Consider the following 23,021-nt stretch of genomic DNA (forward strand, 5'->3'; position numbering starts at 1 on the left):
TGAGAATGACACCAAGTCATATAACAATGAATGCCTCTGGTCATACCTCTAATAGACGCAGTTTCCTTCGTTCCGCTGCAGCGGCTACCGTTGCTCCTTCTCTTTTCAACACTCTGCAGGTTCACGCTATCGAACCGCAATCTTCGGTAGAGCTTCCGCCGGTCAAGGCTCCGTGGGACATGTCCCTGGGACGCCCCAAGCCTTCAGAACGCAAGTTTCACAGCCAAGCCGTTGAGGCGTTTCTTACGGAACGCAGCGGACGTATCGCTGATCCGGTACTGGCTACTCTTTTTGTCTCCTGTTTCCCGAATACCCTCGACACTACCGTCGAGCCGGGAACATTCGAGGGCAAACCGGACACTGCGGTGCTTACAGGAGACATCGCCGCTATGTGGCTGCGCGACTCCTCGGCCCAGGTCTGGCCCTATCTTCCGTTGGCGAAGCAGGATCGACATCTCCGTGATCTCCTGGAAGGGGTAATCCGGAGACAGGCTAGATGCATCCATATCGACCCTTATGCCAATGCATTCATGGCAGACCTCAGTGCTCCACCACTGCCCTGGAGTTTGAAGGATAAGACCGAGTTGCGTCAGGGGGTGGGAGAACGCAAGTGGGAAGTGGATTCCCTGTGCTATCCCATCCGCCTATCGCACGGCTATTGGAAACAGACGGGCGATACAAGTCCCTTCGACGATCGTTGGCATAATGCGATGAAGACGATTGTCTCTACGTTCCGTGTCCAGCAACGCAAGCACGGCGATGGGCCATACAGATTCCAACGCATATCCAATGCATCGACCGAGACCCTGCCCGCAGCTGGATTAGGAAATCCAGTCCGCCCCATCGGCCTAATCGCGTCCGGTTTCCGGCCGTCCGACGATGCGTGCATCTTCCCGTTCCTCATTCCCTCCAACCTGTTTGCGGTTACCTCGATGCGACAGCTTGCCGAGATGGCGCACGCAATCTTGCATGACGATGCACTTGCAAACGACGCGTCCTCCCTCGCCGATGAGATTGAGCGGGCATTGCGCGAACATGCAGTCGTTCCCACGGCTGACGGAACTATCTGGGCCTATGAAATCGATGGTTACGGAAGCCAACTGTTGATGGATGACGCCAATGTACCCAGTCTGCTGGGGCTGCCATACCTCAGCAGCTCGCCAGATGCGGCTCTTTATGCGCGTACGCGCGCCTTCTGCTGGAGCGAGCGGAATCCCTGGTTCTTCCGTGGCACTGCCGGAGAAGGCATTGGAGGACCGCATGTAGGTAGGTCCATGATCTGGCCGATGTCGCAGATTATCTACGCATTTACCAGTACCCAGGACGACGAGATCCGCCGAGCGCTGCAGATGCTGAAGACCTCCGCTGCAGGCTTCGGGTTTATGCATGAGAGCTACTTCAAGGACGATCCCAAACGCTTTACCCGAGCATGGTTCGCATGGGCGAACACCCTGTTCGGAGAACTTCTGGGTACGCTCGCCGGCACCAAGCCCAATCTTCTACGACCCTGATCAACCGTGGCGAGCGCGCCAAAGGGCGCCGAGTATTGGATCGACCATACCTGGCACGACCTTAAGGTTTGGCAGTTCCTGGCGCAGAATCTCTACAATTCCTTCTCTTATGGACGGCACATGTTCAAGGATGCTTCCGGTAAATGCCAGATCAGGCAGCCACTCGGAATGCGAATCCGCCCGACGCAGCCGTTCGATTACGATGCGGGTCAGATGCGCCAGTTCCTCTGCCTCGCGCCGCAATACACCTTGTGCGACTGCATCTCCGGCCTCCGCGCAGGCGACGACAACCGGAGCGAGTTTGGTGAAGTCGGGTGGAGGATTTTGGTTGGCAAAGGCCACCAATTCATCGAAGTTCTTCAGGTTCCAGAGCTTCAGAATCGCCGGTAACAGTGTTGTCGAGCGCTCCTCATCTAAAGCAAGCGCCGCGTCGCGTAAAGCCTGTTGACCGATCCGCGCGCCTGATCCCTGATCTGAGAGAGCAGGGCCCCACCCGCCAGCAGTCGTTAACTTCCCTTCCTTAGTACGTCCGGCAACGTTCGACCCTGTTCCGGCCATCACCAGCACGCCCGGACCACCGAAGAAAGCACCATCAAGAGCAATCTCGACATCTCCCACAAGAATCAGCGTTCCACCTACATGCTCAGCAAATCTCTTTCGAATCCAGTCCGTGACCAGAGCAACGGTGACTCCTGCAGCCCCCACGCAGCTCCGCGATACGTCCCTGACAGAGACCCCCGATCTTCGCTCAATCTCGTGAATTGCCTGAACGAAGTTTTCTTCCGCCGTGGTCGCGTCAGTGCGCATACGTTTGATCGTGCCACCCCTCACGCGCGCAAGCTCTTGCGTTTCGTCCGCTAATACGTATTCGGTCTTGGTTCCGCCCAGATCCACTGCCAGGTAAAGCGCCAACGGTCTCGTCCTCGTGATGCTCTCTTTATTCCGCCTTCTAGGCGGAGACGTTCTATCGTAAATGACGAACAGTCAAAACCGGAATCTCACATATGAAGGAACCCACTTCCTGCAGAAAAAGGGCTTGTCCTACGATGGTGGAACATACTCGCTTGAGGCCTGCCTGATGGACCGTCGTTTCTTCTGTAAGGGATCCTTGTACTCGGCGCTCCTGGGTTATGGACCTGAACTCAGCAAAAAGGCGCGCATGATCGACTCCCACGTCCATGTGTGGAAACATACGAAGGAATTCCCCTTTGCGCCCGGAGCCAATCCGCCTGATTTTGATATCTCCGCTGAAGATCTCCTGCAACTGATGCAAGCGAATGGCGTCTCGTGCACTGTATTGATTCAGGTCATTCACTATCGCTGGGACAATCGCTATCTTCTGGATGTGCTTCATCGGTATCCCGGCAGGTTTCAGGGAGTCTGCCGTGTGAATCCGGAAGATCCTGCGGCACCGGACCACCTGAGCGAACTCACTGAAGCTGGCTGTCGGGGAGTCCGATTGAGTCCGGATGCGACGGCAAAGAGCGACTGGATTCGTGGTCCTCTCATGCGACCCCTGTGGCGGCGCTGCGCAGAACTTAAGATTCCGATGACTCTGCTATTGCCCGCGTCTAGACTCCCTGATGCCGCGGTCTTGATCGACCGAAATCCAGATCTCAAAGTGGTCATCGACCATATGGCGGATGTTCCAGCAGGAGATGTGGAGCATCTCAATCTATTGTTGACGATGGCACGTTATCCTCAGGTTTACGTAAAGATCTCCCACATGTGGTCGCTCTCTCACAAGTCGTTTCCTTACCCCGATGTCATGAATCAAATCGTTCGCCTGCGCGATGCCTTTGGCGCGAACCGGCTTATGTGGGGTACCGACTGGCCAATTCTGGGGAGCGAGCTTTCGTATAGCCGACGGGTCTCGCTTTATCGTGACCATCTGGGATGGTTATCGACTCCGGAACGCGAGGATATCCTGTACAGGACGGTCCAAAGGGTATGGCCATTCGGCTTTGAATAGAGTCAACCAATAAGGCAAACTGCATATGCAAAACTCCTCTCCGCCACACTACGTTCAGGTCAATCCATCGGACAACGTCGCCATTGTGGTCAATGAGGGTGGACTCCCTCAAGGAACGGTGTTCAGCTCCGGTCTTGTTCTGACTGAAGCAATCCCTGAAGCCCACAAGGTCGCGCTGACTCACATTCCTGAAGGAGCGGCCGTAATCCGGTATGGTGTGGTCATCGGGTACGCTGCCGCAGAGATCTTCGCCGGTAGCTGGATCCACGAAGGCATTCTCACGTTACCGCCGCCGCCGTCACTCGATCAATTATTACCTCCACCAAGCAAGATACCTGCGCTTGAGCCGCTGGAGGGCTTCACCTTTGAGGGCTACCTCAACCCCGATGGAAGCGTCGGCACAAAGAATATTCTCGGCATCAGCACCACCGTGCAGTGTGTCGCTGCAACTGTCGACTACGCCGTGAAAAAGATCAAAGCCGAACTTCTGCCCAGGTATCCCAACGTCGACGACGTGGTTGCAATCACCCATCTTTACGGCTGCGGGGTAGCCATTGATGCGCCCGGAGCCGAGATTCCCATCCGTACCCTGAGAAATCTTAGCCTCAATCCGAACCTTGGCGGAGCGCCCATGGTCGTCAGCCTCGGTTGCGAGAAGCTCCAGCCAAGCCGGATGCTACCTAGCAACACTCTGCCCATCTTGAGTACACAACCATATGTCGTACGTCTGCAGGACGAAGAACATCACAGCTTCGGAGACATGGTGCAAGCCATCATGAGCATGGCCGAGCAGCGACTGGCGCAGCTCGACGGGCGGCGCCGTGTCACCCGTCCGGCGTCCGATCTCGTCGTCGGATTGCAGTGCGGCGGAAGCGACGCGTTCTCTGGTGTTACGGCGAATCCGGCCGTAGGGTACGCCGCCGATCTCCTGGTCCGGGCAGGAGCCACCGTCATGTTCTCTGAAGTAACTGAGGTCCGCGATGCGATCGATCAGCTGACTGCGCGCGCAGCTTCCGCGGAGATTGCTAATGGGCTGATTCGGGAGATGGACTGGTATGACAGGTACTTGCAACGCGGTTCCGTCGATCGCAGTGCAAATCCAACGCCCGGAAACAAAAGTGGGGGTCTCACAAACATTGTTGAAAAAGCTCTCGGCTCCATCGCCAAATCAGGATCCAGTCCAATTCGAGGAGTGTTCGGTCCCGGCGAACGCGTGACCACCAAGGGACTGGTCTTCGCCGCTACTCCCGCAAGTGACTTTGTATGCGGAACACTGCAGCTTGCCGCGTCCATGAATATGCACGTCTTTACGACAGGCCGTGGAACACCCTACGGACTAGCGATGGCTCCCGTCATTAAAGTGGCTTCGCGATCTGCTTTGGCAGAGCGATGGTCGGATCTCATCGATATCGACGCCGGAACGATTGCCACGGGAAAGGCCAGTATTCAGGATGTCGGTCAGGAGATCTTTCGTCTGATTCTGGAAGTTGCCAGCGGACGACAGAAGACCTGCGCCGACCGCTGGGGTCTCCATAATGAATTCGCCCTCTTCAACCCAGCGCCTATCACCTGAGTACGCAATCAGCAAAGACAAGGACGTTTCGGATCGAACTTCCAGTCGGGCCTGAGAAACTGCATTGCAGCCGCATCGTCTCGACCTGCCGCTCCGATCTCACGATATAAACGATGGGCTGCTTCGACCTGTACCATGTCCAAGTCAATTCCAAGTCCGGGTCTCGACGGTACTGTCAGCGTCCCTCCTTCGATTCTGAGCGGCTCGACGGTAAGACGCTGGCCGTCCTGCCATATCCAGTGAGTATCGATTGCAGTCACCCTCCCAGGCGCTGCTGCAGCGACATGAGTAAACATTGCAAGCGAAACGTCGAAGTGATTATTGGAATGAGAGCCCCACGTAAGTCCCCATTCCCTGCAAAACTGCGCCACCTGAACCGAACCCTGCATCGTCCAGAAATGAGGGTCGGCGAGAGGTATATCTACTGCGTGCAACTCTGCCGCATACCGTAGCTGCCGCCAGTCTGTTGCAATCATGTTCGTGGCTGTAGGTAGTCCGGTCGCTCGGCGGAACTCCGCCATGATCTCGCGGCCGGAGTATCCACCCTCAGGGCCACAGGGGTCTTCTGCATAGGCCAGCGCATTCCGCTTCCCCGTGCACAGTCGCACCGCTTCTTCCAGGGACCACGCACCATTAGGATCAAGCGTAATTCGCGCTTCGGGGAAGTACTCAGCAAGAGCAGTTACCGCTTCCATCTCCCGATCGCCAGACAATACGCCGCCCTTCAATTTGAAATCTCGGAATCCATAGCGCGACTTCGCTGCCTCGGCTAATCCCAGGATCGCTTCTGTCGAAAGCGTCTCTTCATGCCTAAGCCTGAACCAGGAATCGGGATTGGCCTCGTCACCCAGATATGGCAGATTAGTCTTCTTTCTGTCTCCGATGAAAAAGAGATACCCGAGGACGTCTACTTGGCTGCGCTGCTGTCCTTCCCCCAATAGCTCCGCCACCGGCACTCCCAGAAATTTACCTAGAAGGTCCAGCAGCGCCGATTCTATCGCTGTCACAGCGTGGACCGTCGTCCTCAGGTCAAAGGTTTGCAGGCCACGACCCTGCGTATCTCGATCTGCGAAGCGCTCGTGGACTGTTTTAAGTATCCGCTTATATAGCCCGATGCTTGCACCTTCAACCAGCACACGGCTTTCTTCAAGCACCGCGCGAATCTTCTCTCCCCCTGGGACCTCCCCTACCCCAGTCGCCCCAGTGTCATCGGTAAGCACTACCAGATTGCGTGTGAAGAATGGAGCGTGGGCGCCGCTGAGATTCAGTAGCATCGAGTCGCGTCCCGCTACGGGGATAACCCGCATACTCTTGACTCGTGGGGATTCCCTATCGGTGATGTTTCTCATGCAGTCCTTGGTCCTGAATCTGGTAACTGAAGGTCGACCCTCTTAATCTCTCCCACGATCGGCAGATAGGCGACGATTGCCATGAGAGCCGTCACAACGACAAAGATGAGCGCATCGTGGAACGAACCGGTTCGCTTTACGATGTATCCGATGATGATTGGCGTTGTGATACCGGCCAGATTGCCAATCAGGTTGAACAATCCACCATTGACGCCGATCAAGGACTTGGGGGATGTATCTGCAATCACTGTCCACCCCAGCGCACCAAAGCCCTTGCCGAAGAATGCCAGCGACATCAGCACCATCACCACCCACTGCTTGTCTGCATAGTTACAACCGATCATGGTTACAGAAAGCAACATACCCGCCACGATGGGTGTTTTACGCGCGACAGAGAGAGAATGCCCTGCCTGCAGCAACTTGTCCGAGACGATTCCACCGAGAATGCCTCCCGCGAAACCGCAAAGAGCCGGTAACGCCGCCATTACGCCGACCTTGGTGATGGACATGTGCCGGGCTTGGCTCAGATAAACCGGAAACCACGTGAGAAAAAACCAGGTAAGCGTAGTAATGCAGTACTGGCCGATGTAGATGCCCACCAACATACGATTGCTCAGAAGCATTCTTATCGCTACCCACGTCAGTTTGGGTGCCCTCTGGGTTGAGCCACTGCCGGGGTCGATGTTGACTAGGCCGCCGCCGCGCTCAATATAGTCGATCTCCGCCTGATTGATACGCGGATGCGCTTTCACCCCGTAGACGACTCTGTACCAGACAAGACTCAGCAGAATCCCGGCAGTACCCACAAACCAGAAGCACTGTTTCCAGCCCCAGGCATTCGTAATCCATCCGAGGATGGGAGCAAACAGCACGAGCGAGAAGTACTGCGATGCATTGAAGATTGCCGAAGCTCTTCCACGTTCCGCAGTGGGAAACCAGCTGGCCACAATGCGCCCGTTTCCCGGAAATACAGGCGATTGCACGAGACCCGAGACCAGACGGAGAGAGAAGATCGCCAGAAAAGCTGCGGCTGCAGGCAGATATCCAGCGAATCCTGCCAGAAATGCGCAGATCGACCATCCGATAATACTCAAGCCATAGACCCGCTTCGACCCGAACCGGTCGAGCAGACCGCCCGCAGGCAGTTGTCCAACAACATAGGCCCAGCTGAATCCTGAGAAGAGATACCCCAGGCGGACCGCATCCATGTGCAGGTCTTTTGAAAAGCTAATGCCCGCAATAGAGAGCATCACGCGATCGCCGTAGCTGAAGCAGCTGGCAACAAAGAGCATCAGCACGATCAGATAGCGAACGCGGGTCCTGTTTTGCTCTGCGGCCGCCGCCATCATCAGATGCGGCTTCCAATCAGTCGGCTCAACTCTTCCGTCTCTGCGGGATTCAAGTCTACAAGCGGCGATCGAACAGGACCGGCGGGTCTTCCAATTGCATTCAGGCCGGCCTTCACAATAGATACTGCATATCCTTTGCGACGGTTCCGTATGGAGATATAGGGCAGCACAAACTCACGGAGTCCTGCGTACACCTTCTCATGGTCGCGACTGCGCACCGCGGCATAGAAGTCCTGAGCGAATCCTGGAAGGAAATTAAAGATCGCGGAAGAATATGTGGTTACGCCCATCTCGAGATACGGTAGGGCGAAGGTCTCCGCAGTTGGAAGACCGCCGATGTAGGTAAGGCGATCTCCGAGACGAGCATAGATGCGGGTCATCAGTTCGATATCACCATAGCCGTCTTTGAAGCCGATCAGGTTCGGGCAGCGGTCGCAGAGCTTCGCAAGGGTGACATCGTCCATGATGGCGTTATCGCGGTTGTATAAGATCACTCCAAGGTTGGTGGACGAGCAGACCGCTTCAGCATGCGCTGCTAGCCCAGCGGCTTCGGAGTTTACAAGGTACGGCGGCAGCAACAGAATGCCGTCTGCGCCAGCCTGCTCCGCAGCCTGGGCAAACTCCTTCGCCATAGCCGTTCCGTATCCACATCCTGCGAGGACAGGAACTTTTCCTCCGGTCTCATCGACCGCCGCCTTTACGACTGCGGAAAATTCGGCGAGTGTCAGAGAAAAGAACTCTCCCGTTCCGCCGGCAGCGAACAGTCCGGCTGGCTTGTACTGTAAAAGCCATGAAATATGTTCTCGATACGGCGTTTCATCGAAGGAAAGATCACCTCTGAAATGCGTGACTGGAAAGGAGAGAAGACCCTCACCGATCTTTTTGGCCAGCTCAGACGGACTCATCTTTGACATCTGCACCCTGCGTCCTAAATTTGTTTACCCACTATACCGCACTGAGCGTGGAGCTCATTCGGACTGTATCGCAGTGATTGGAGTGCCATAGTGCCTAATTCCGACCATTCCGTGGAGCCTTCGTTACGGCCCATCGGTGCCACGATGCAGTCAGGAACGGAGCCAGCAGACTTGTCACTACGACAGAAGATGCCACGAGAACCGTAGCCGATTTTGCTGCGTTTGCATATTGCGGATCTGCCGCAGCCACAAGCATCGGGACTGCAGCCGCATTGCCTGCAGTGGTCGCGGCCGCGACACCGGCGGTTCCATTGCCCCCGATCAGCTTGTCAACAGCAATCAGCACCAGAGCCGAACCGAGCAGTACTGCTATGCCAAGGAAAAGGCCCAGCAGCCCTGCACTCCACACAAGATGAAGATCAAGCGTAGTTCCCAAAGCGAAGGCAAAGAACGGTATAAGAGCGGGAGCTGCGCTGCCGAGAAATTCGCGCAGTTCCGAATCAAGATTCCCCAATGCCATCCCTATACATAGGGGCAAGATCGCACCTACCATCGTCTGCCAGGGAAACGACGCCAGCCCTGCTACTCCCAACGTGACCATCGTGATGAACGGGCCAGATTCAACGGCCATGATGGAGTAGGCTCCTGCCTCCTCCGTGGTCCCGTAACGGCGCATCAGCGCCATGTATAAACCACCATTGGTATCGTTAACCGATGCGACAACAGCAAGCGTGGACATGCCCGCAAACCATCCTGCGGTGACCGGCTGTGCCCCCAAAATCCTGCCCAGGACAACTCCGCAAAGCACCCCGAGCACAACCTTCGCTCCCAACAAAGCCCCGCCCCGCTTCACAACTCCGGGTAAGGCTCGTGCGGAGATCGTCGAGCCCATGCAGACATAAAAAACGGCAAGGATGGGTAACGCCCCCGTAAAGAGCACTCCAGTGAAGGAACCAAAGAATTCACCCATATGGGGTGCCGCTGTGGTGAGCAACGCCCCCAGACCTAAGGGCACCGTCATCAAGCCGCCGGGCACCCGTTCCACCGTCTGTTTTATCTTCATCTGTCCGCGCTAGTAATGATGCCTCATTCAGGCGCGGAAGGCCATCTCCTCGATGGGTTGTGGAGAACTACCTGGCCCATCTCCGTCGTGTAGTTGGCTACTCCGTCGAATCGATCTGAATGACAGATAACTTCTGAGCTTCGTTCAGCTCGATTGGGAAAGATTTCGTCTGACCAGCATCTGCAGCGCAGGCGGCCAAAGCGGCTGCATACCGTTCCGACCTCAGTCCAGCGGATCCCAACTCGCTTTGCAGCATCTCGGGGTTCTTAAATCTGCGTACGACCCCGCGAAAGCCCAGAGTGTCGCCAATGATGGAACAAGAGACGACGATCGGCTCCTCCCCTTCGTCAAAACGCAGATTCAAAAGAAACGACGGCATGGTCTCCGTATCTGTCATACCACTCCCTGGCTCTTAGATATCCCGTTCCAGAAGATAGGGCTGCGACGATCGGACCTCATCTTCTTGCAAGTTTGGATGCGGAAGCGGGCAAGAGGGGCTGCGCTGGCCGCAATTCTGCCTGAAACCATTGAGTTGCACCCACTGGCTTTCGGACCCTTGGCCTCCCAGAAGTCGGCACCTTAAGACCGCTCTTTCAGAAGATCCGGTAATCGATCCAGAAATTCCTGCCACTGCGCCCTGATCTCGTCTCCAAGCTTATTCACTTTGTTGGAAACGGAATGAGGTGTGCCTTCGGTTTTGAGATATCTGGTGAGCTCTGATAACTCGGCGTCCATCTGTTCCAGAGAGGAGCGTCTCGCTTTTTCGACGTGTGCCTCACCCTCTTCCGGATCCCATTCTGGCTCCGCAGGCTTACTCGGCGCGGGCTGCTGCCCAAGAAATTCCAGATCATCGACCGACACCCTATATCGCTCGAGATTCGTACCAGGGAGGCTTAGATTTACCTCACGACCATTGGAGCTGGCAGCGGTAACAAGATAAGTTGTGCCGGAACTGCGCAGGATCACCTGGTCTCCGACATTCGGCAATGCCGGATTTGTCTGTTCATCAGACCCACCGTCTGATTTTGCAGAGAGCGCTGCAGCCAGACGTTCTTCTACGCTGGCTGCTGGTTCTACTGGTTTCTTTGGCTGTTTTATCCTCGGCATCCCTGACGTATGTCTATCCTCTTTTCCGTTAGAAGAGGGGATTTCGCAAACTGATTAGCTTGCCATCGTTCCGTGCCAGATAGGTTCATCCATGGCAAATGCTTTCAGAGTCTCCTGCCGGCACTGAGCAGTGCGGCACAGGAAGCATTCCTGTCGATGAGCTACGATCTGCTCCTGTGCTGAAATCATATCCAGTTCAGCCTGAACCGCATTCAGTGCAGAGTCCGCGAACATCTCAGTGTCGCTGAGCTTGCGATAGGCCTCGATGAGGCGATTCCCGAGGATGTCCATCTTAGGGCACCTTAAATCATGCATAACTAAACCTCTGGCAGAAGTTTCTGCTTGTGTCATAGCAACGTTCAAGCCTGTTCGTGGGAGAAGCCGGGCTCGCCGGAAAGGAGGAACTGTACCTGATTCTTGCCGTCTTTCACTCTGATGCACGCGCCCTTCGAAGCGTTGGCTTCGAAATGCACGATGTCCCTCTATTTCATCAAGTTAGCGATAACGGGACCAAAAAGCCTCCATGATCGACATCCCAACAAGAGCTCGTAAGTCAAGACCCTGGTACTTGCAGAGATAAGTGTAAGCCCCTCCCTGTGGAGCACCTGTCACAGCTCCGCGCGGCTCCCGAACTAGATCAATGTTGTTGCGAAGCACAGTGGCAGGCGAACGGACAAATGAGAAGATCCCGGAGCGCGCCAATGGTTCTCTTTTAGGGGTACCGCCACTGGGTGGCAGCGATCAGTGAAGGGTCCACTACAAAGCCGCTCCTCCGATCTCCACCTAGCTCGTTCTTCAACCCGAATAGGCGGCGCAGGCAGTTTCCTCATCGGGATGGATCGTCGTGTATTTCGTGATCCCTACCATCGCGAAGACTTTCTGGAAGTGAGGCTTCAAGCCGAAGGCCCTTATGACCTGACCGTTCTTATTCGCCGCAATCAACATCTGAATCACGAGAGCGATACCACTCGAATTGAGGTAGTCTACGCCGGTGAAGTCTAGAAGAATGTGCTTCGGGCCACCAGATATTCCCTCGTAGGTTCCGAGAACGGCAGTCCGCGATGCACTTGTGATATCGCCCGCGAAGCGAAGCACGGTAACCGGCATCTCGCCGCATCTTACCTCTTCCATCTTCACTTGCGTCAGTTTCTCTTGCATGTCAACTCTCCTGGGCTTGGGTTGAATCGCTTGCCGGATGCAGGCGGATTATCATGCGAGCATAGCTGCCCAATGGGGGTGAGCTGATCCACTCAACCTCGTCGACCAGAGATTCGATCAAGAACATCCCCATCCCGCGCGCTGCTTCCTCTTCGTGCATCTTCTTGTCGATGTCAGGTCGAGCAGTGTGGCCTTTGGGACCGTCTCCGGTATCGACAACTCTGACCTCCAGGGAGTCTGCATCCATGCAAAGTATGATACTGACCGACAGAGTCTCATCGAGCTTGTTGCCATGCTCCATCGCATTGATGCAGGCTTCCGAGATGGCCGTCTTAAGATCCTCGATCCTGTCGGGTCCAAAGCCCATCAAGTGAGCGACGCTCGCGGCAGTATCCATAGCGACTTTTTCGAACCCGAGTCGTGACGGTAGCCTGAGTTCAATACTGCTCCTGTGCTCGTCCATCAGGTTTCTCTCCACTATCGATCTCTGAACAGTACGAGTGCAGTCATATCATCGGATTGCTCACGAGCATCTGAGAATGCCTCCAACGTGTTCCAGAAGGAATCCAGGGACTGTTCAGCGCTCAGTTCGCAATTGGCAAGAAACATATTCAACAGACGAGACTCTCCGAATTCTTCGTCTCCGCAGAAGACCTCCGTCATGCCGTCAGTGTAGACTAAAAGCTTTGTTCCGGGACGAAACGAGAACTCTTCCGATACATAGCTTGAAAATGGGAGGATCCCAATCGGCGCACCTGAAGCAGAGATCGTGCGCACGGCCCCGTCGCATGCGAGGAAGGCAGGGTTGTGCCCTGCATTCACTACTTCAAGCGTGTGCAAGGCAGGATCGAGGCGCAAAAGCATAGCGGTAACATAGCGCCGCTGAGCCTCCACACCTTCACCGTAGTGAAGAAGATTCATACGGGTGGCGATCTCGTAGAGGCTGAGTCCTGACTGGACCATCGCGCGAAATGCCGAGCGAAAGGACGTCCCAACCAACGCCGAGGCGAGACCCTTGCCAGCAACATCTCCTACGACGAAGATAACGTCTCCACAAGGCATCGATACGATGTCGAGGTAATCTCCCCCTACCTCGTAGCAGGTAACAGAACGGGCGGCCAAATGATAATCGGGAATCACCGGCATCTGCTGCGGTATGAGGCTGAGTTGAACCTGGCGCGCCGCAGCGAGATCACTTTCGACGCGCTGCCATTGCAGCGAGCGTTTGTGAAAACGTGCATTTTCAATGGCGACCGCTGCCTGAACAGATAGTGCTTCCAAAAAGTCCACTTCATCGAGATCGAGCGTACGTCCGGAGGGGATAAGGACGACAAGCTGAGTGAACGGAACGCCGACCTTATCGCAAAGAGGGAAGCTCATTGCCGTCCCTAGGGAGTAATCCAATTCGGAGAGAGGGAGACCCGACGCGACTGCTTCCTGTAGGGCAGCTGGTATAACCCCGTAAGTCTGCGACCACGTGGAGAAGAATGCTCCAGTCAGTTCGAGTTCACGAACGACAATCTGAAGAGCGATATGTAGCACTTCGTCGAGCTCGATAGTCGAGTGAATTTGCCGGCTGGCCTCCAGCAGGGCTTGTAGACGGACCACCTGTTGCTGAGCCAGAAGTGCTTCGCTTATCTCCATCTTGATTCCCTAGGCTAAAGACGTGTCCCCGAGTATATGCCGAAAGTCAAGAACTTCATCTTTTCGTGTAGCACTTAACTCAGTTTCCTTCGGTGCTATGTCCATTGGATCGACGGTTATTGGTCGATCGGCTTTCATCAGAGGGCCCCTTTAATATCGTCTTACTGCTCACCATGTCGGACGAACATGGTTCCTACCGGCTGCAAGTGGCGGCTACGCAACTGTCATTTCGGTGCCTTACCGTTCGCGCTCAGTACCGCAGTTCGGATTCAGAGTGATCCGCTGTCAGCAGAGAGAAGTCAACCGGGACGCAAATTCCCAGATCGCGTGATCATGACGAGCTCCTTACCTTTGAAGTGATTTCGCCTCGCAAAGTGCAATTTATTGCACTATCAAACATCTGCGCCGTCGAAACACAGCTAATTGGTTACCTTTATTTCGGCACAAAACGTGCAAGCAGTCTGCGTAATACTCCGTTTCCAACTGGGCTCTTCTTTGGTGTCTGCCATCTAAGGGAAAACTGCCGTTTCAACTAGGACCCGTTTTACAAGGAGATTTCTGAATGCGGATAATGCGCTATCTATTTGCCATCACTTTGGTTTGGGGAGTTGCCGCGTCCGCCAGGGCTGACGACTTTCGCATGGTGGTACTCGATCCTCCCCCATCCAGCTTCCCCACGTACCCAATCTTTGATTCGCCGTTCACCTTCACCTTCGCACCGTGCGCCGTAGGGCAACTACCCACCGGTACGCAGGGTACGTACGACGGATGTTTCTCCGGCGTCAATCGCACGGGCCAGGACTGGACGAGTCTAACGCTTAACTTCAGCAATAATAGTGCTCTCTCTGATGCTGCTCCGGCGGTATGCAGTCTGGACGGTGGTGGTCAGGACATATTCGCAGCACCGGGCGCGGGTGCCTGCGATCTTCAGGACAATGAGCAATATCTCCTGATCTTTACTGGCGGCCTTCTTCTTAATAACGAAAACTTCGTCATAGCGGAACAGGGCGTAGATCCGTCTGATTTCCCCGAAGTAACAGCATCCTTTACGACCTCTTCCACAGTCACTGAACCAGAATCGATCTGGCTTTTGTCCACGGGTATTGCGTTCGCCGGTTCCTTCTTGAGAAGACGTCGTCTTTCTTAGCTACAGACAGGCTCTACAGTTCGCGATCCCCTCTAGAACGCCGTCTCCCTTAAGAGAGACGGAACTGCATCACTGGTTCGCTTCACCTTCGAGCACGATCGGGAGGGTTCCCGGGTGCTTGGTGCTGGAGCAGGCTAGGCTGCTTTTCTCAAGGCGTCGGCTTGCGGACAGTGCACAAGCCGTATGGCGTATATTTGTTCGGATCCGCGAAGTGAACTCGTAGAAAGCGCCTCTATGCCATCTGCCTCACGAATTCTCCTGGCGTGTCTCTTACCACTCTTGTCATGCGTTTCGCTCCAGGCGCAAAACACCATAGCGAATAAAGCTGAGCCCGGCACGCAGCTCGTCCAAGTGAATCTTGGCGAATCGTCGGCAGAACTCGCAGGACCATGGAAATTTCAACCGGGCGACGATCCTCAATGGTCAAAGACGGATTTCGATGACTCTGCCTGGGGCACGCTTGACCTGTCGCCTCCAGAAGGTTCTGCTGATACCAGCCTTGGCATCAGCGGGTACGTTCCGGGGTGGACAGCGCGCGGATACCCAAGACACACGGGCTTCGCCTGGTACCGATTAAAGGTGAATATCAACGGAGCAGATCGCAGGCTTGCACTGAAGATGCCGGCGAGCGCCGACGATGCCTATCAGGTATTTGTCAACGGCACGCAGATTGGAGAGTTTGGCAAATTCACGGGGAATCGGGTCGCGGCCTATAGCAGCCTACCCCAATCCTTTCGCCTGCCGAAAGATATACGTGATGGTGTAGTGACGATCGCGATTCGCATGTGGATGGACAGTGCTACACCATTCAACAGCCCCGATTCCGGCGGCCTTCACGGACCTCCCGTACTGGGATATGCCTCCATCATCGGCGCACTGGTTCGATTGGATTACGACGATATAGCTCATGATCTTGGCGGCGGCTTTCTGGAGATGCTGATTTTGATCATGGCATTCGTGATGGCCGTTGCGCTGTTCTGTTTGGATCGGCAGGAAAAAGGCTATCTTTGGCTTGCCCTCGTCTGCCTCGTAACACTGTTGGGAAATTCCATCGTGTTGGCGGCGAATTTCATTCCGCTCATCCCTCAGACACTGGGCGTTGTTCTAGCCGATATCGTCCTCAGACCTATTCGCATCGGGCTCTGGGTCCTGTTCTGGGGATACTGGTTTCGCATATGGAGCATAAAACGTCTCCATCAAATGGTATGGCCTCTCGTCGCGGTTCTGATGGTGGGTACCGCGATGCTGCGGCCACCTCTTTATGGCCAGCAGATCCCGATCCACTTCGCCACTATTATTATTCCACTCTTGCTGGTGACCAAGCTGGGACTGGGACTGCTGCTCTGCGGTGTAGCCTATCGCGGATTCGTTCATCAACGGACAGAAGGTTGGATGGCCGCATTTGCCGTAGTGCTTGTGGTGATCGCGAACTATCAGAGCGAGCTACGTTTGATTCACATTCGAACGATATTTCCGTTCATGGGCTTCAGTCTTTCGCTTGGGACCATATCAACAATCCTCTCGCTCCTCGTGATCACGGTCATGCTGCTGCGAAGGTTTGTCATCTCCCAACGAAGGAAAGAGCAGTGGAAGATCGAGATTCAGCAGGCGCGCCATATACAGGAACTGCTCATCCCCAAAAAACTGCCGAACCTCCGGGGGCTACAGATCCAAAGCGAGTACCGTCCGGTACGAGAGGTTGGTGGCGATTTTTTTCAGGTTCTGCCAGCAGACACTCCGGATAGCGTACTGGTCGTCGTTGGTGATGTTACTGGTAAAGGACTGCAAGCAGGCATGCTTGTCGCGCTCATCGTTGGAGCCATACAGGCGGCAGCGCAGCACAGCTCCGACCCTGCTGAGATCCTGAATGAGGTCAACAAGCAACTTTGCGATCACCAGGAAGCGAGCGCGACATGCCTGATAATGCGGATCGACTCCAAGGGTTCGGTGAGGTTGGCGAATGCAGGTCATCTCCCACCTTATTTGAACGGGCGAGAGATGAGCATGGAAGGCGCGCTACCAATTGGAATTGTTTCGGGCTCAGAGCTCTCCATCATCTCTTTTGAATTGAGACAAAACGATTCATTGATCGTGATGTCGGATGGTGTCGTTGAGGCGCAGGATCGGAAAGGAACGTTGTTCGGCTTCGATCGGATTAGCGCGCTCCTGCTTCGCCAGGCCACTCCGAAAGAGATAGCAGAAGAGGCCCAGACCTTTGGTCAGGAGGACGACATCCTCATTCTTGAAGTACGACGAGATCTGGCCCAGGTTCTCCAAGTACAAGTAGAACCGCAACTTGCCGCCAGCTGACCCCGCGACGGGCATGGATTGCATCCATGATTCTCACTTACTTGTCAGTAATTTCCAGCTTGAGCGTTCTCTGATTTCAATGCAAAGAGAAGAACAGACCGGCCAGTTACCTGATACTGTTCTCCGGACTTATGGAGGGTGTGAGTACCACCCCTGTTTACTTCCAGATTTGTGTCCATCAGCAACGCCCACTCATCTCCACCATAGGAAGAAGGCAGGGTGAACTCGACGAGGTCATGGTATCCGTTGACGACCAACAACAGGGTAGCGTCATCCCCCGGTCTCTGGATTCCAGTTTTCTGAGCACGTCCATCCATGAGCATGCCGAAGCACATAGTTGTGGAGTCAGCCCAGTCCCTCTCCTGCATCTCCTGCCCTGTAGCGTTGATCCAGGTAAGGTCCTTAACTCCCAACGCTTCATTGTAGACGCCTGTGTAGAAACGACCTCGACGAAGAATGGGAAACTTGTGCCGTAATGCAATGACCTCCTGCACAAAGGCCAACAATTGCTTACCGCGATCCTTCAAGTCCCAATTTAGCCATGAAATATCGGTGTCTTGGCAGTAGGCATTGTTATTACCTTGCTGTGTCCGACCGAACTCGTCCCCCGCCACGAGCAAAGGCGTCCCCTGCGAAAGCAGCAGCGTGGCCAAGAGATTCTTGATCTGACGAACCCGCAGAGCGTTGATCTCAGGGTCGTCCGTTGGACCCTCAACCCCACAGTTCCACGAGCGGTTCTCGGAGATTCCGTCGTTGTTGTTCTCGCCGTTGGCTTCATTATGTTTTTCGTTGTAAGTAACGATGTCGTTCGTGGTGAAACCATCGTGGGCAGCTATAAGGTTGACGGAAGCCCAGGGTTTTCGGCCTGCACGGTTGAAGAGATCGCCTGATCCAGCGAGTCGGGACGCCAAGGCTGAGGCAGGTGCATGGCCACGCCAAAAATCCCGAACAGTGTCCCGAAATCTGTCATTCCACTCCGCCCATCCGGGAGGAAAACCGCCTACCTGGTATCCCCCTGGCCCGCAGTCCCATGGCTCTGCTATCAGCTTGACCGTAGCAAGTAGTGGATCCTGAGAACAAGCCTTCAGAAAACCGCCTTGAGGATTGAACCCGTCTATCTCTCTCCCAAGAATGGTACCCAAGTCAAAGCGGAAGCCGTCGACGCTTGTGGCACTCACCCAATAGCGAAGAGAATCCATAACCAGTTGTAGTACCCGCGGGTGGCTGACATTGAGGGTGTTTCCTGTTCCGGTCTCATTGATATAGTAGCGGCGTTTATCCGGCACGAGCGCGTAATAGCTCGCATTATCGATACCTTTGAAAGAAAGCGTTGGTCCCTTCTCATTTCCCTCAGCCGTGTGGTTATAGACTACGTCGAGTATGATTTCCAGACCCGCCTCATGATACCGGGCGACCAACTCCTTAAATTCTTTTAGCGTGTTTGTACGGTCAGCGGCGTATCTGGGGTCAGGTGCAAAGAACCCAATACTGTTGTAGCCCCAGTAGTTGACAAGGCCTTTCTCGAGCAGGTAGTTGTCATCCACAAACGTGTGAATCGGAAGAAATTCAATCGATGTCACACCGAGCGATTTGATATAATCGATGACCGACTGCTGAGCGAATCCGGCATAGGTCCCACGGAGATGCTCTTCTACGTCAGGCTTCCTCTTCGTAAAGCCCTTAACGTGGGCCTCGTAAAATATGGTTTCTTCCCAACGAATATTCTTGCGCCCGCGTTCTCCGGAAAAGTCGAAATTGGGATCGACGACTATACATTTGGGAACGAACGGAGCGGAATCCCTCTCATCAAACGTGAGGTCGTCCATTGATTCCATCTCGTAGCCGAAGATAGCTGGATCCCAAATCACACTTCCGATGTGGGCATACGCATACGGATCCAGGAGAAGTTTGTTCGGATTGAAACGGTGCCCCTTCTCAGGTTCATACGGTCCGTGAACGCGAAATCCATATCGTTGTCCTGGACCAACCCCACGCAGATAACCGTGCCATATATCGTTCGTGTGCTCAGGAAGAGTAATGCGTTCGAGCTCCTCTTTTCCATCTTCGGAGAAAAGACAGAGCTCCACCTTCGTAGCGTTGGCTGAGAAGAGTGCAAAGTTAACCCCACTGCCATCCCACTGAGCACCACGCTTAGTAGAAGTTCCTTCTTCCAATTCATACCGCATTGCAAGTGTGTCCTCAACCCCTTTGATGCACGAATTGGGCATAACATATCGTCAACTCAAGCAATTTGGCACCGACGGAGCGGAGATAAAATGTTCGCAGTAGACCGAAACGTCTCTTGTCTAAGAGGCGCATTTCAAATTTCACGATACCGTAGCTTGCCCAGTTCAGCCAGAGAGTGAGAGCCCCGAATTCGCGCGAGAAAGCTTTGCGTCGGCAGAGTAATCTTCTCTGGAGAACCGCCATTCCAGTACGGCAACCGAGAGAAGATCAATTCGGAGAGCTCATACTCAGAAATGGTTTGGCCCCTGAGATTGAAATCGTAGACATAGTTAGGACGTTTGCCTCAATAGCATGTGAGCTCGTTTTTTGCGCGGCGTACTGAGACCACGATCCCTCAGGCTTAAGGATCTCCTTCGGGTTCACCTGATCGTTCCCAAGAACCTCTCAAATGGCATCGCGTATTTAGAGTCAAATCGTTCTAGCGGACAAGCTTAGTCATCTGGCAATCGGATGCTACTCCTCTCTCATGCATCCAAAGAACAGTGGTCTTAGAATTAAACCCGATCCGGGAGCAGCCATTTGCGCGAAGAAATTTCGAATATCTTGACTGAGAGCACCGAGGAACACCCTCGTCCGCAATTTCGCAGAAAGCTCTGGTACTCCTTAAACGGACCATGGGACTTTCACATCGATGCCCAAGGTCTTCAGGACGAGCCTGATGGGATCCAATGGGATCGCGAGATCATTGTGCCGTTCAGCCCAGAGACGAAGGCCAGTGGCATCGATCATCCGGGATTCTATTCCGTCGTCTGGTATCGCCGCGGTTTCCTGATTAACCCTCTCCAACCTGGGGAGCGGTTGCTGCTGCACTTCGAGGCGGTGGATTACAAAGCGAGCGTGTGGGTAAACGGTACGAAGGTGGCTGAACATCAGGGTGGATACACACCTTTTAGCGCGGACATCACGAGCGCCCTTACCGATCCGGGTAGATCGCAGGAGATTATCGTTCGTGCCGAGGACGATCCAGCCGATTTGGCCAAGCCCAGAGGGAAGCAGGACTGGAGACTGCGCCCGCATTCGATCTGGTACCCGCGAACAACCGGCATCTGGCAGACGGTTTGGATGGAGCGAGTCTCGGCTGTTCGGATCGATAGGATCTGGTGGAGCTCGGACCTCGCACGCTGGGAAATTGGACTCCATGCAAAGATCGAGGCTCCGGTTGGCCAAAATCTGACACTGGCGCTCAAACTGATGCGCGAGCACATCGTTCTTGCGACCGACACCTATCAAGTGATCGCGGGCGAGGTGCACCGCTCGATTGCACTGTCTGACCCCGGTATCGATGACTATCGCAACGACCTGCTCTGGAGCCCCAGCTCGCCCACGCTCATTGACGCCTTCCTTGAGCTTCGCGACGAAGACGGCACAGTGCTTGATACAGTCGAAAGCTATACCGCGCTCCGTTCTGTTGGCGTCCAGGCAGATAAGTTCATCCTGAATGGAAGACCTCTCATCCTAAGGCTGGTTCTTGATCAGGGCTATTGGCCAGAGACAGGATCCACAGCTCCAAGCGACCAGGCCCTTGTCCATGACGTACTCCTGGCGAAGGTTTTAGGGTTCAATGGTGTACGAAAGCATCAGAAGATCGAGTGTCAACGTTATCTCTATTGGGCGGATCGCATGGGCCTGCTCGTGTGGGAGGAGATGCCCAGCGCGTATCGGTACACTACTTCCTCCATCGAGCGGCTTACCTCTGAGTGGACTCAAGTGATACGTCGTGACCGTAGTCACCCATGCATCATTGCGTGGGTGCCATTCAATGAATCATGGGGAGTTCCGGACCTGCCGGATAGTCCCACACAGCGGCACTATGTGCAGGCCCTATACCATCTGACGAAGACTCTCGACTTCAGTCGACCTGTAATCGGCAATGATGGATGGGAGAGCGTGGCGACAGATATCATTGGGATCCACGACTACGACGACCAGCCAGAGCGCATCGGTAAACGATATGGCATTCACGATATCGAAGCGCACCTCTTCAAGCGTGAACGCCCGGGTGGCCGCATGCTCTTCGTCGGCGAAGATAAGGCATGGAAGCACCCTATTGTGCTTACGGAGTTCGGAGGCATCGCGCTGGGCAAAGAAGACGGCATCTGGGGTTATTCGCGAACGAATACTTCAGACGAACTGGTGAGGCGCTACAGCGCCCTGCTGGAAACCGTTCGAAATCTGCCGGCTCTGGCGGGATTCTGTTACACGCAGTTCACCGACACATACCAGGAAGCCAACGGTCTGCTGTACGCGGATCGCACACCGAAGGCCCCGTTTGAAGCAATCGCAAAAGCCACGACGGGAGCACTGCCGGACCACAATCCGCTTGTAGAGACCGTCTGGCGTGAATACCTGATGCAACAGCGGTGAGGACTCACAATCTTCAGGCCGCGATCTCTTCCGCACCTGGGAGGCAGATCCGGCTCTGGTGTCGCCACCATCCGGCATGCGTGAGTGCCGCGTGGTGTGGTCGCTTTCCCGCGGCAATCTGCGCCACTACGTGCGCCAGTTCGGTCGGCTCGGGCGAGCCGCTCCGAACATCGAAGACGGCTGGCTCGTAATGGCCATTTTCGCGAGTCACCAGTTCGTTCCAGTAGAAAGAGCCCAGCAGGGCCCACACTGTCAGGGCGACGCACTCTACGCCTTTGCTGCGGGCCCACATCGTCCTCTCCCAAGACTCCGCCAGCCACCGAATTTGTTCATCCACAGTGCAGCCAAGGTGCACCTCTGTGATCGCCACTGGGATACGATAACGCTCCCAGGCTTCGCTCAGTAACGAGTCCACACCTGCGATTCCATCCGGGTGAACACGCACGGCTTCTACGTCAACGAATGGGCCCTCGGCCGATCTGCGGTTTTCCGGGTACATCTCCAGGCGATGATCTAGAAAACGATCGCTTGTTACGTAGTAATTGATACCTAAGATGCTCGGCGGACATGCATGCTCTTGAAACCAGTAAATCTCTGCTTCTGTGATCCCTTCGGCTCGCATATAAGCAAACATCGGGTGCTGGCAGTCAACGCGACCGAACAGCAGATCGTATGAAAGCCATTGCCTAAGGTTCAGAAACTCCCATGTCGACCGGAGTTCCTCGGTTCCGGAGATATTTCCCACATCCTCTGTCTGGATCAAGCGCGCATCAGGACGCACTCTTCGAATGGCGTGCATCGAAAGCACGATACCTTTCAGTTGGTTCAGCAACGCACGAAGATAAACACGTCTCGACATACGATGCGGGTACCAGATCCCGTACATTCCACTGAAACGAGCCGTCGTGTGAGGCTCATTGATAGGAGTGTAAGAACCAATCCACGGATAGCGCTCCGCAAACTCCCCCGCATAGGACGCTAGTTTTTCTGCGAATGCGGGGTCGTGTAGGTTGGTGTGCCGCGGTCCACTACCATGGTGAACCAGGCCGACGATGGGCTGTATGCGAAGCTCATTCAGCTGGCGGAGCCGTTCATCCGACCAGCGCCATGAAGGGTCACACTCGTGCCGTTCCCACAGCATGCCGAGTCGTAACGTTTTCAGCCCGAGCTCCGCGAATCGTTCGTAGTCACTCGACCGGCTGGCGTGTCCGCAGAGTTCCATCTGATCAAAGTAGCCCTCCCCGACGCGGTTGTATGTGCACTCGACGCCGCCCCAAATCTCAATTTGTTGACATTCGGACGACGCAAGCATG

Annotated in this window: 19 protein-coding genes; 6 read left to right on the plus strand and 13 right to left on the minus strand. The window is 54.8% G+C overall.

The genetic code is table 11. From position 1 onward, the window contains the following. Nucleotides 1-26: 26 nt before the first annotated feature. Complete coding sequence (locus JAO29_RS05830) at nucleotides 27-1,511, plus strand: glycoside hydrolase family 125 protein (protein WP_334267252.1); 1,485 nt, start codon at nucleotides 27-29, stop codon at nucleotides 1,509-1,511. Here JAO29_RS05830 and JAO29_RS05835 read toward each other — a convergent pair whose 3' ends face one another. After that, the gene (locus JAO29_RS05835; RefSeq protein ID WP_334267253.1) at nucleotides 1,512-2,423 is read right to left on the minus strand and encodes an N-acetylglucosamine kinase; all 912 of its coding nucleotides are present in this window, start codon (nucleotides 2,421-2,423) and stop codon (nucleotides 1,512-1,514) included. Nucleotides 2,424-2,484: 61 nt separating this feature from the next. Here JAO29_RS05835 and JAO29_RS05840 point away from each other — a divergent pair, with 61 nt between their 5' ends. Together JAO29_RS05840 and garD are read left to right on the plus strand one after the other, a co-directional pair. After that, the gene (locus JAO29_RS05840) at nucleotides 2,485-3,483 is read left to right on the plus strand and encodes an amidohydrolase family protein (protein ID WP_334267254.1); all 999 of its coding nucleotides are present in this window, start codon (nucleotides 2,485-2,487) and stop codon (nucleotides 3,481-3,483) included. A gap of 25 nt (nucleotides 3,484-3,508) precedes the next feature. Beyond that, nucleotides 3,509-5,056, plus strand: coding sequence for a galactarate dehydratase (garD, locus tag JAO29_RS05845; RefSeq protein WP_334267255.1), 1,548 nt, complete (start codon nucleotides 3,509-3,511; stop codon nucleotides 5,054-5,056). 8 nt (nucleotides 5,057-5,064) lie between these two features. Here the strand turns inward: garD and JAO29_RS05850 are convergent, their stop codons facing one another. From JAO29_RS05850 to JAO29_RS05895, 10 genes are all read right to left on the minus strand, one after another. Next, nucleotides 5,065-6,405: an enolase C-terminal domain-like protein gene (locus JAO29_RS05850; RefSeq protein WP_334267256.1), complete on the minus strand. Its 1,341-nt coding sequence runs from the start codon at nucleotides 6,403-6,405 to the stop codon at nucleotides 5,065-5,067. Then, a complete protein-coding gene (locus JAO29_RS05855; protein ID WP_334267257.1) occupies nucleotides 6,402-7,754 on the minus strand; it encodes an MFS transporter in 1,353 nt (450 codons plus the stop codon). Before JAO29_RS05855 ends, JAO29_RS05850 begins: the two co-directional genes overlap by 4 nt. Beyond that, nucleotides 7,754-8,659: a 5-dehydro-4-deoxyglucarate dehydratase gene (gene kdgD, locus JAO29_RS05860; protein ID WP_334267258.1), complete on the minus strand. Its 906-nt coding sequence runs from the start codon at nucleotides 8,657-8,659 to the stop codon at nucleotides 7,754-7,756. Before kdgD ends, JAO29_RS05855 begins: the two co-directional genes overlap by 1 nt. 103 nt (nucleotides 8,660-8,762) lie before the next feature. Beyond that, nucleotides 8,763-9,731, minus strand: coding sequence for a 2-keto-3-deoxygluconate permease (locus tag JAO29_RS05865; protein WP_334267259.1), 969 nt, complete (start codon nucleotides 9,729-9,731; stop codon nucleotides 8,763-8,765). 97 nt (nucleotides 9,732-9,828) lie between these two features. Then, entirely contained in the window at nucleotides 9,829-10,128 is a 300-nt protein-coding gene (locus JAO29_RS05870) for a hypothetical protein (protein ID WP_334267260.1), read from the minus strand. A 182-nt stretch (nucleotides 10,129-10,310) separates the two neighbouring features. Next, nucleotides 10,311-10,838, minus strand: a complete 528-nt coding sequence (locus tag JAO29_RS05875; protein ID WP_334267261.1) for a hypothetical protein — start codon at nucleotides 10,836-10,838, stop codon at nucleotides 10,311-10,313. Between the two features lie 54 nt (nucleotides 10,839-10,892). Continuing rightward, on the minus strand, nucleotides 10,893-11,153 hold the full coding sequence (locus JAO29_RS05880; protein WP_334267262.1) for a hypothetical protein: 261 nt from the start codon (nucleotides 11,151-11,153) through the stop codon (nucleotides 10,893-10,895). Nucleotides 11,154-11,633: 480 nt separating this feature from the next. After that, the gene (locus JAO29_RS05885; RefSeq protein ID WP_334267263.1) at nucleotides 11,634-11,996 is read right to left on the minus strand and encodes an STAS domain-containing protein; all 363 of its coding nucleotides are present in this window, start codon (nucleotides 11,994-11,996) and stop codon (nucleotides 11,634-11,636) included. Nucleotide 11,997: 1 nt separating this feature from the next. Further along, nucleotides 11,998-12,393 carry an ATP-binding protein gene (locus tag JAO29_RS05890; protein ID WP_442886322.1) on the minus strand — a complete coding sequence of 132 codons (396 nt, stop codon included), beginning with the start codon at nucleotides 12,391-12,393 and terminating at the stop codon, nucleotides 11,998-12,000. An 80-nt stretch (nucleotides 12,394-12,473) separates the two neighbouring features. Beyond that, complete coding sequence (locus JAO29_RS05895) at nucleotides 12,474-13,640, minus strand: PP2C family protein-serine/threonine phosphatase (RefSeq protein ID WP_334267265.1); 1,167 nt, start codon at nucleotides 13,638-13,640, stop codon at nucleotides 12,474-12,476. A gap of 562 nt (nucleotides 13,641-14,202) precedes the next feature. Between JAO29_RS05895 and JAO29_RS05900 the strand changes: the two genes are divergently transcribed. Further along, complete coding sequence (locus tag JAO29_RS05900; protein WP_334267266.1) at nucleotides 14,203-14,787, plus strand: PEP-CTERM sorting domain-containing protein; 585 nt, start codon at nucleotides 14,203-14,205, stop codon at nucleotides 14,785-14,787. Nucleotides 14,788-15,138: 351 nt separating this feature from the next. Next, a complete protein-coding gene (locus JAO29_RS05905) occupies nucleotides 15,139-17,097 on the plus strand; it encodes a PP2C family protein-serine/threonine phosphatase (RefSeq protein WP_334267267.1) in 1,959 nt (652 codons plus the stop codon). 44 nt (nucleotides 17,098-17,141) lie between these two features. Here the strand turns inward: JAO29_RS05905 and glgX are convergent, their stop codons facing one another. Next, the gene (glgX, locus tag JAO29_RS05910; protein WP_334267268.1) at nucleotides 17,142-19,283 is read right to left on the minus strand and encodes a glycogen debranching protein GlgX; all 2,142 of its coding nucleotides are present in this window, start codon (nucleotides 19,281-19,283) and stop codon (nucleotides 17,142-17,144) included. A gap of 604 nt (nucleotides 19,284-19,887) precedes the next feature. Between glgX and JAO29_RS05915 the strand changes: the two genes are divergently transcribed. Continuing rightward, nucleotides 19,888-21,708: a glycoside hydrolase family 2 protein gene (locus JAO29_RS05915; protein ID WP_334267269.1), complete on the plus strand. Its 1,821-nt coding sequence runs from the start codon at nucleotides 19,888-19,890 to the stop codon at nucleotides 21,706-21,708. 13 nt (nucleotides 21,709-21,721) lie between these two features. On the opposite strand, the gene JAO29_RS05920 is transcribed toward JAO29_RS05915, so the two are convergent. After that, entirely contained in the window at nucleotides 21,722-22,930 is a 1,209-nt protein-coding gene (locus JAO29_RS05920; RefSeq protein ID WP_334267270.1) for a glycoside hydrolase, read from the minus strand. Between the last annotated feature and the right edge of the window lie 91 nt (nucleotides 22,931-23,021).

Source organism: Edaphobacter sp. HDX4, from assembly GCF_036877565.1.
Taxonomy (GTDB): Bacteria; Acidobacteriota; Terriglobia; order Terriglobales; family Acidobacteriaceae; genus Edaphobacter.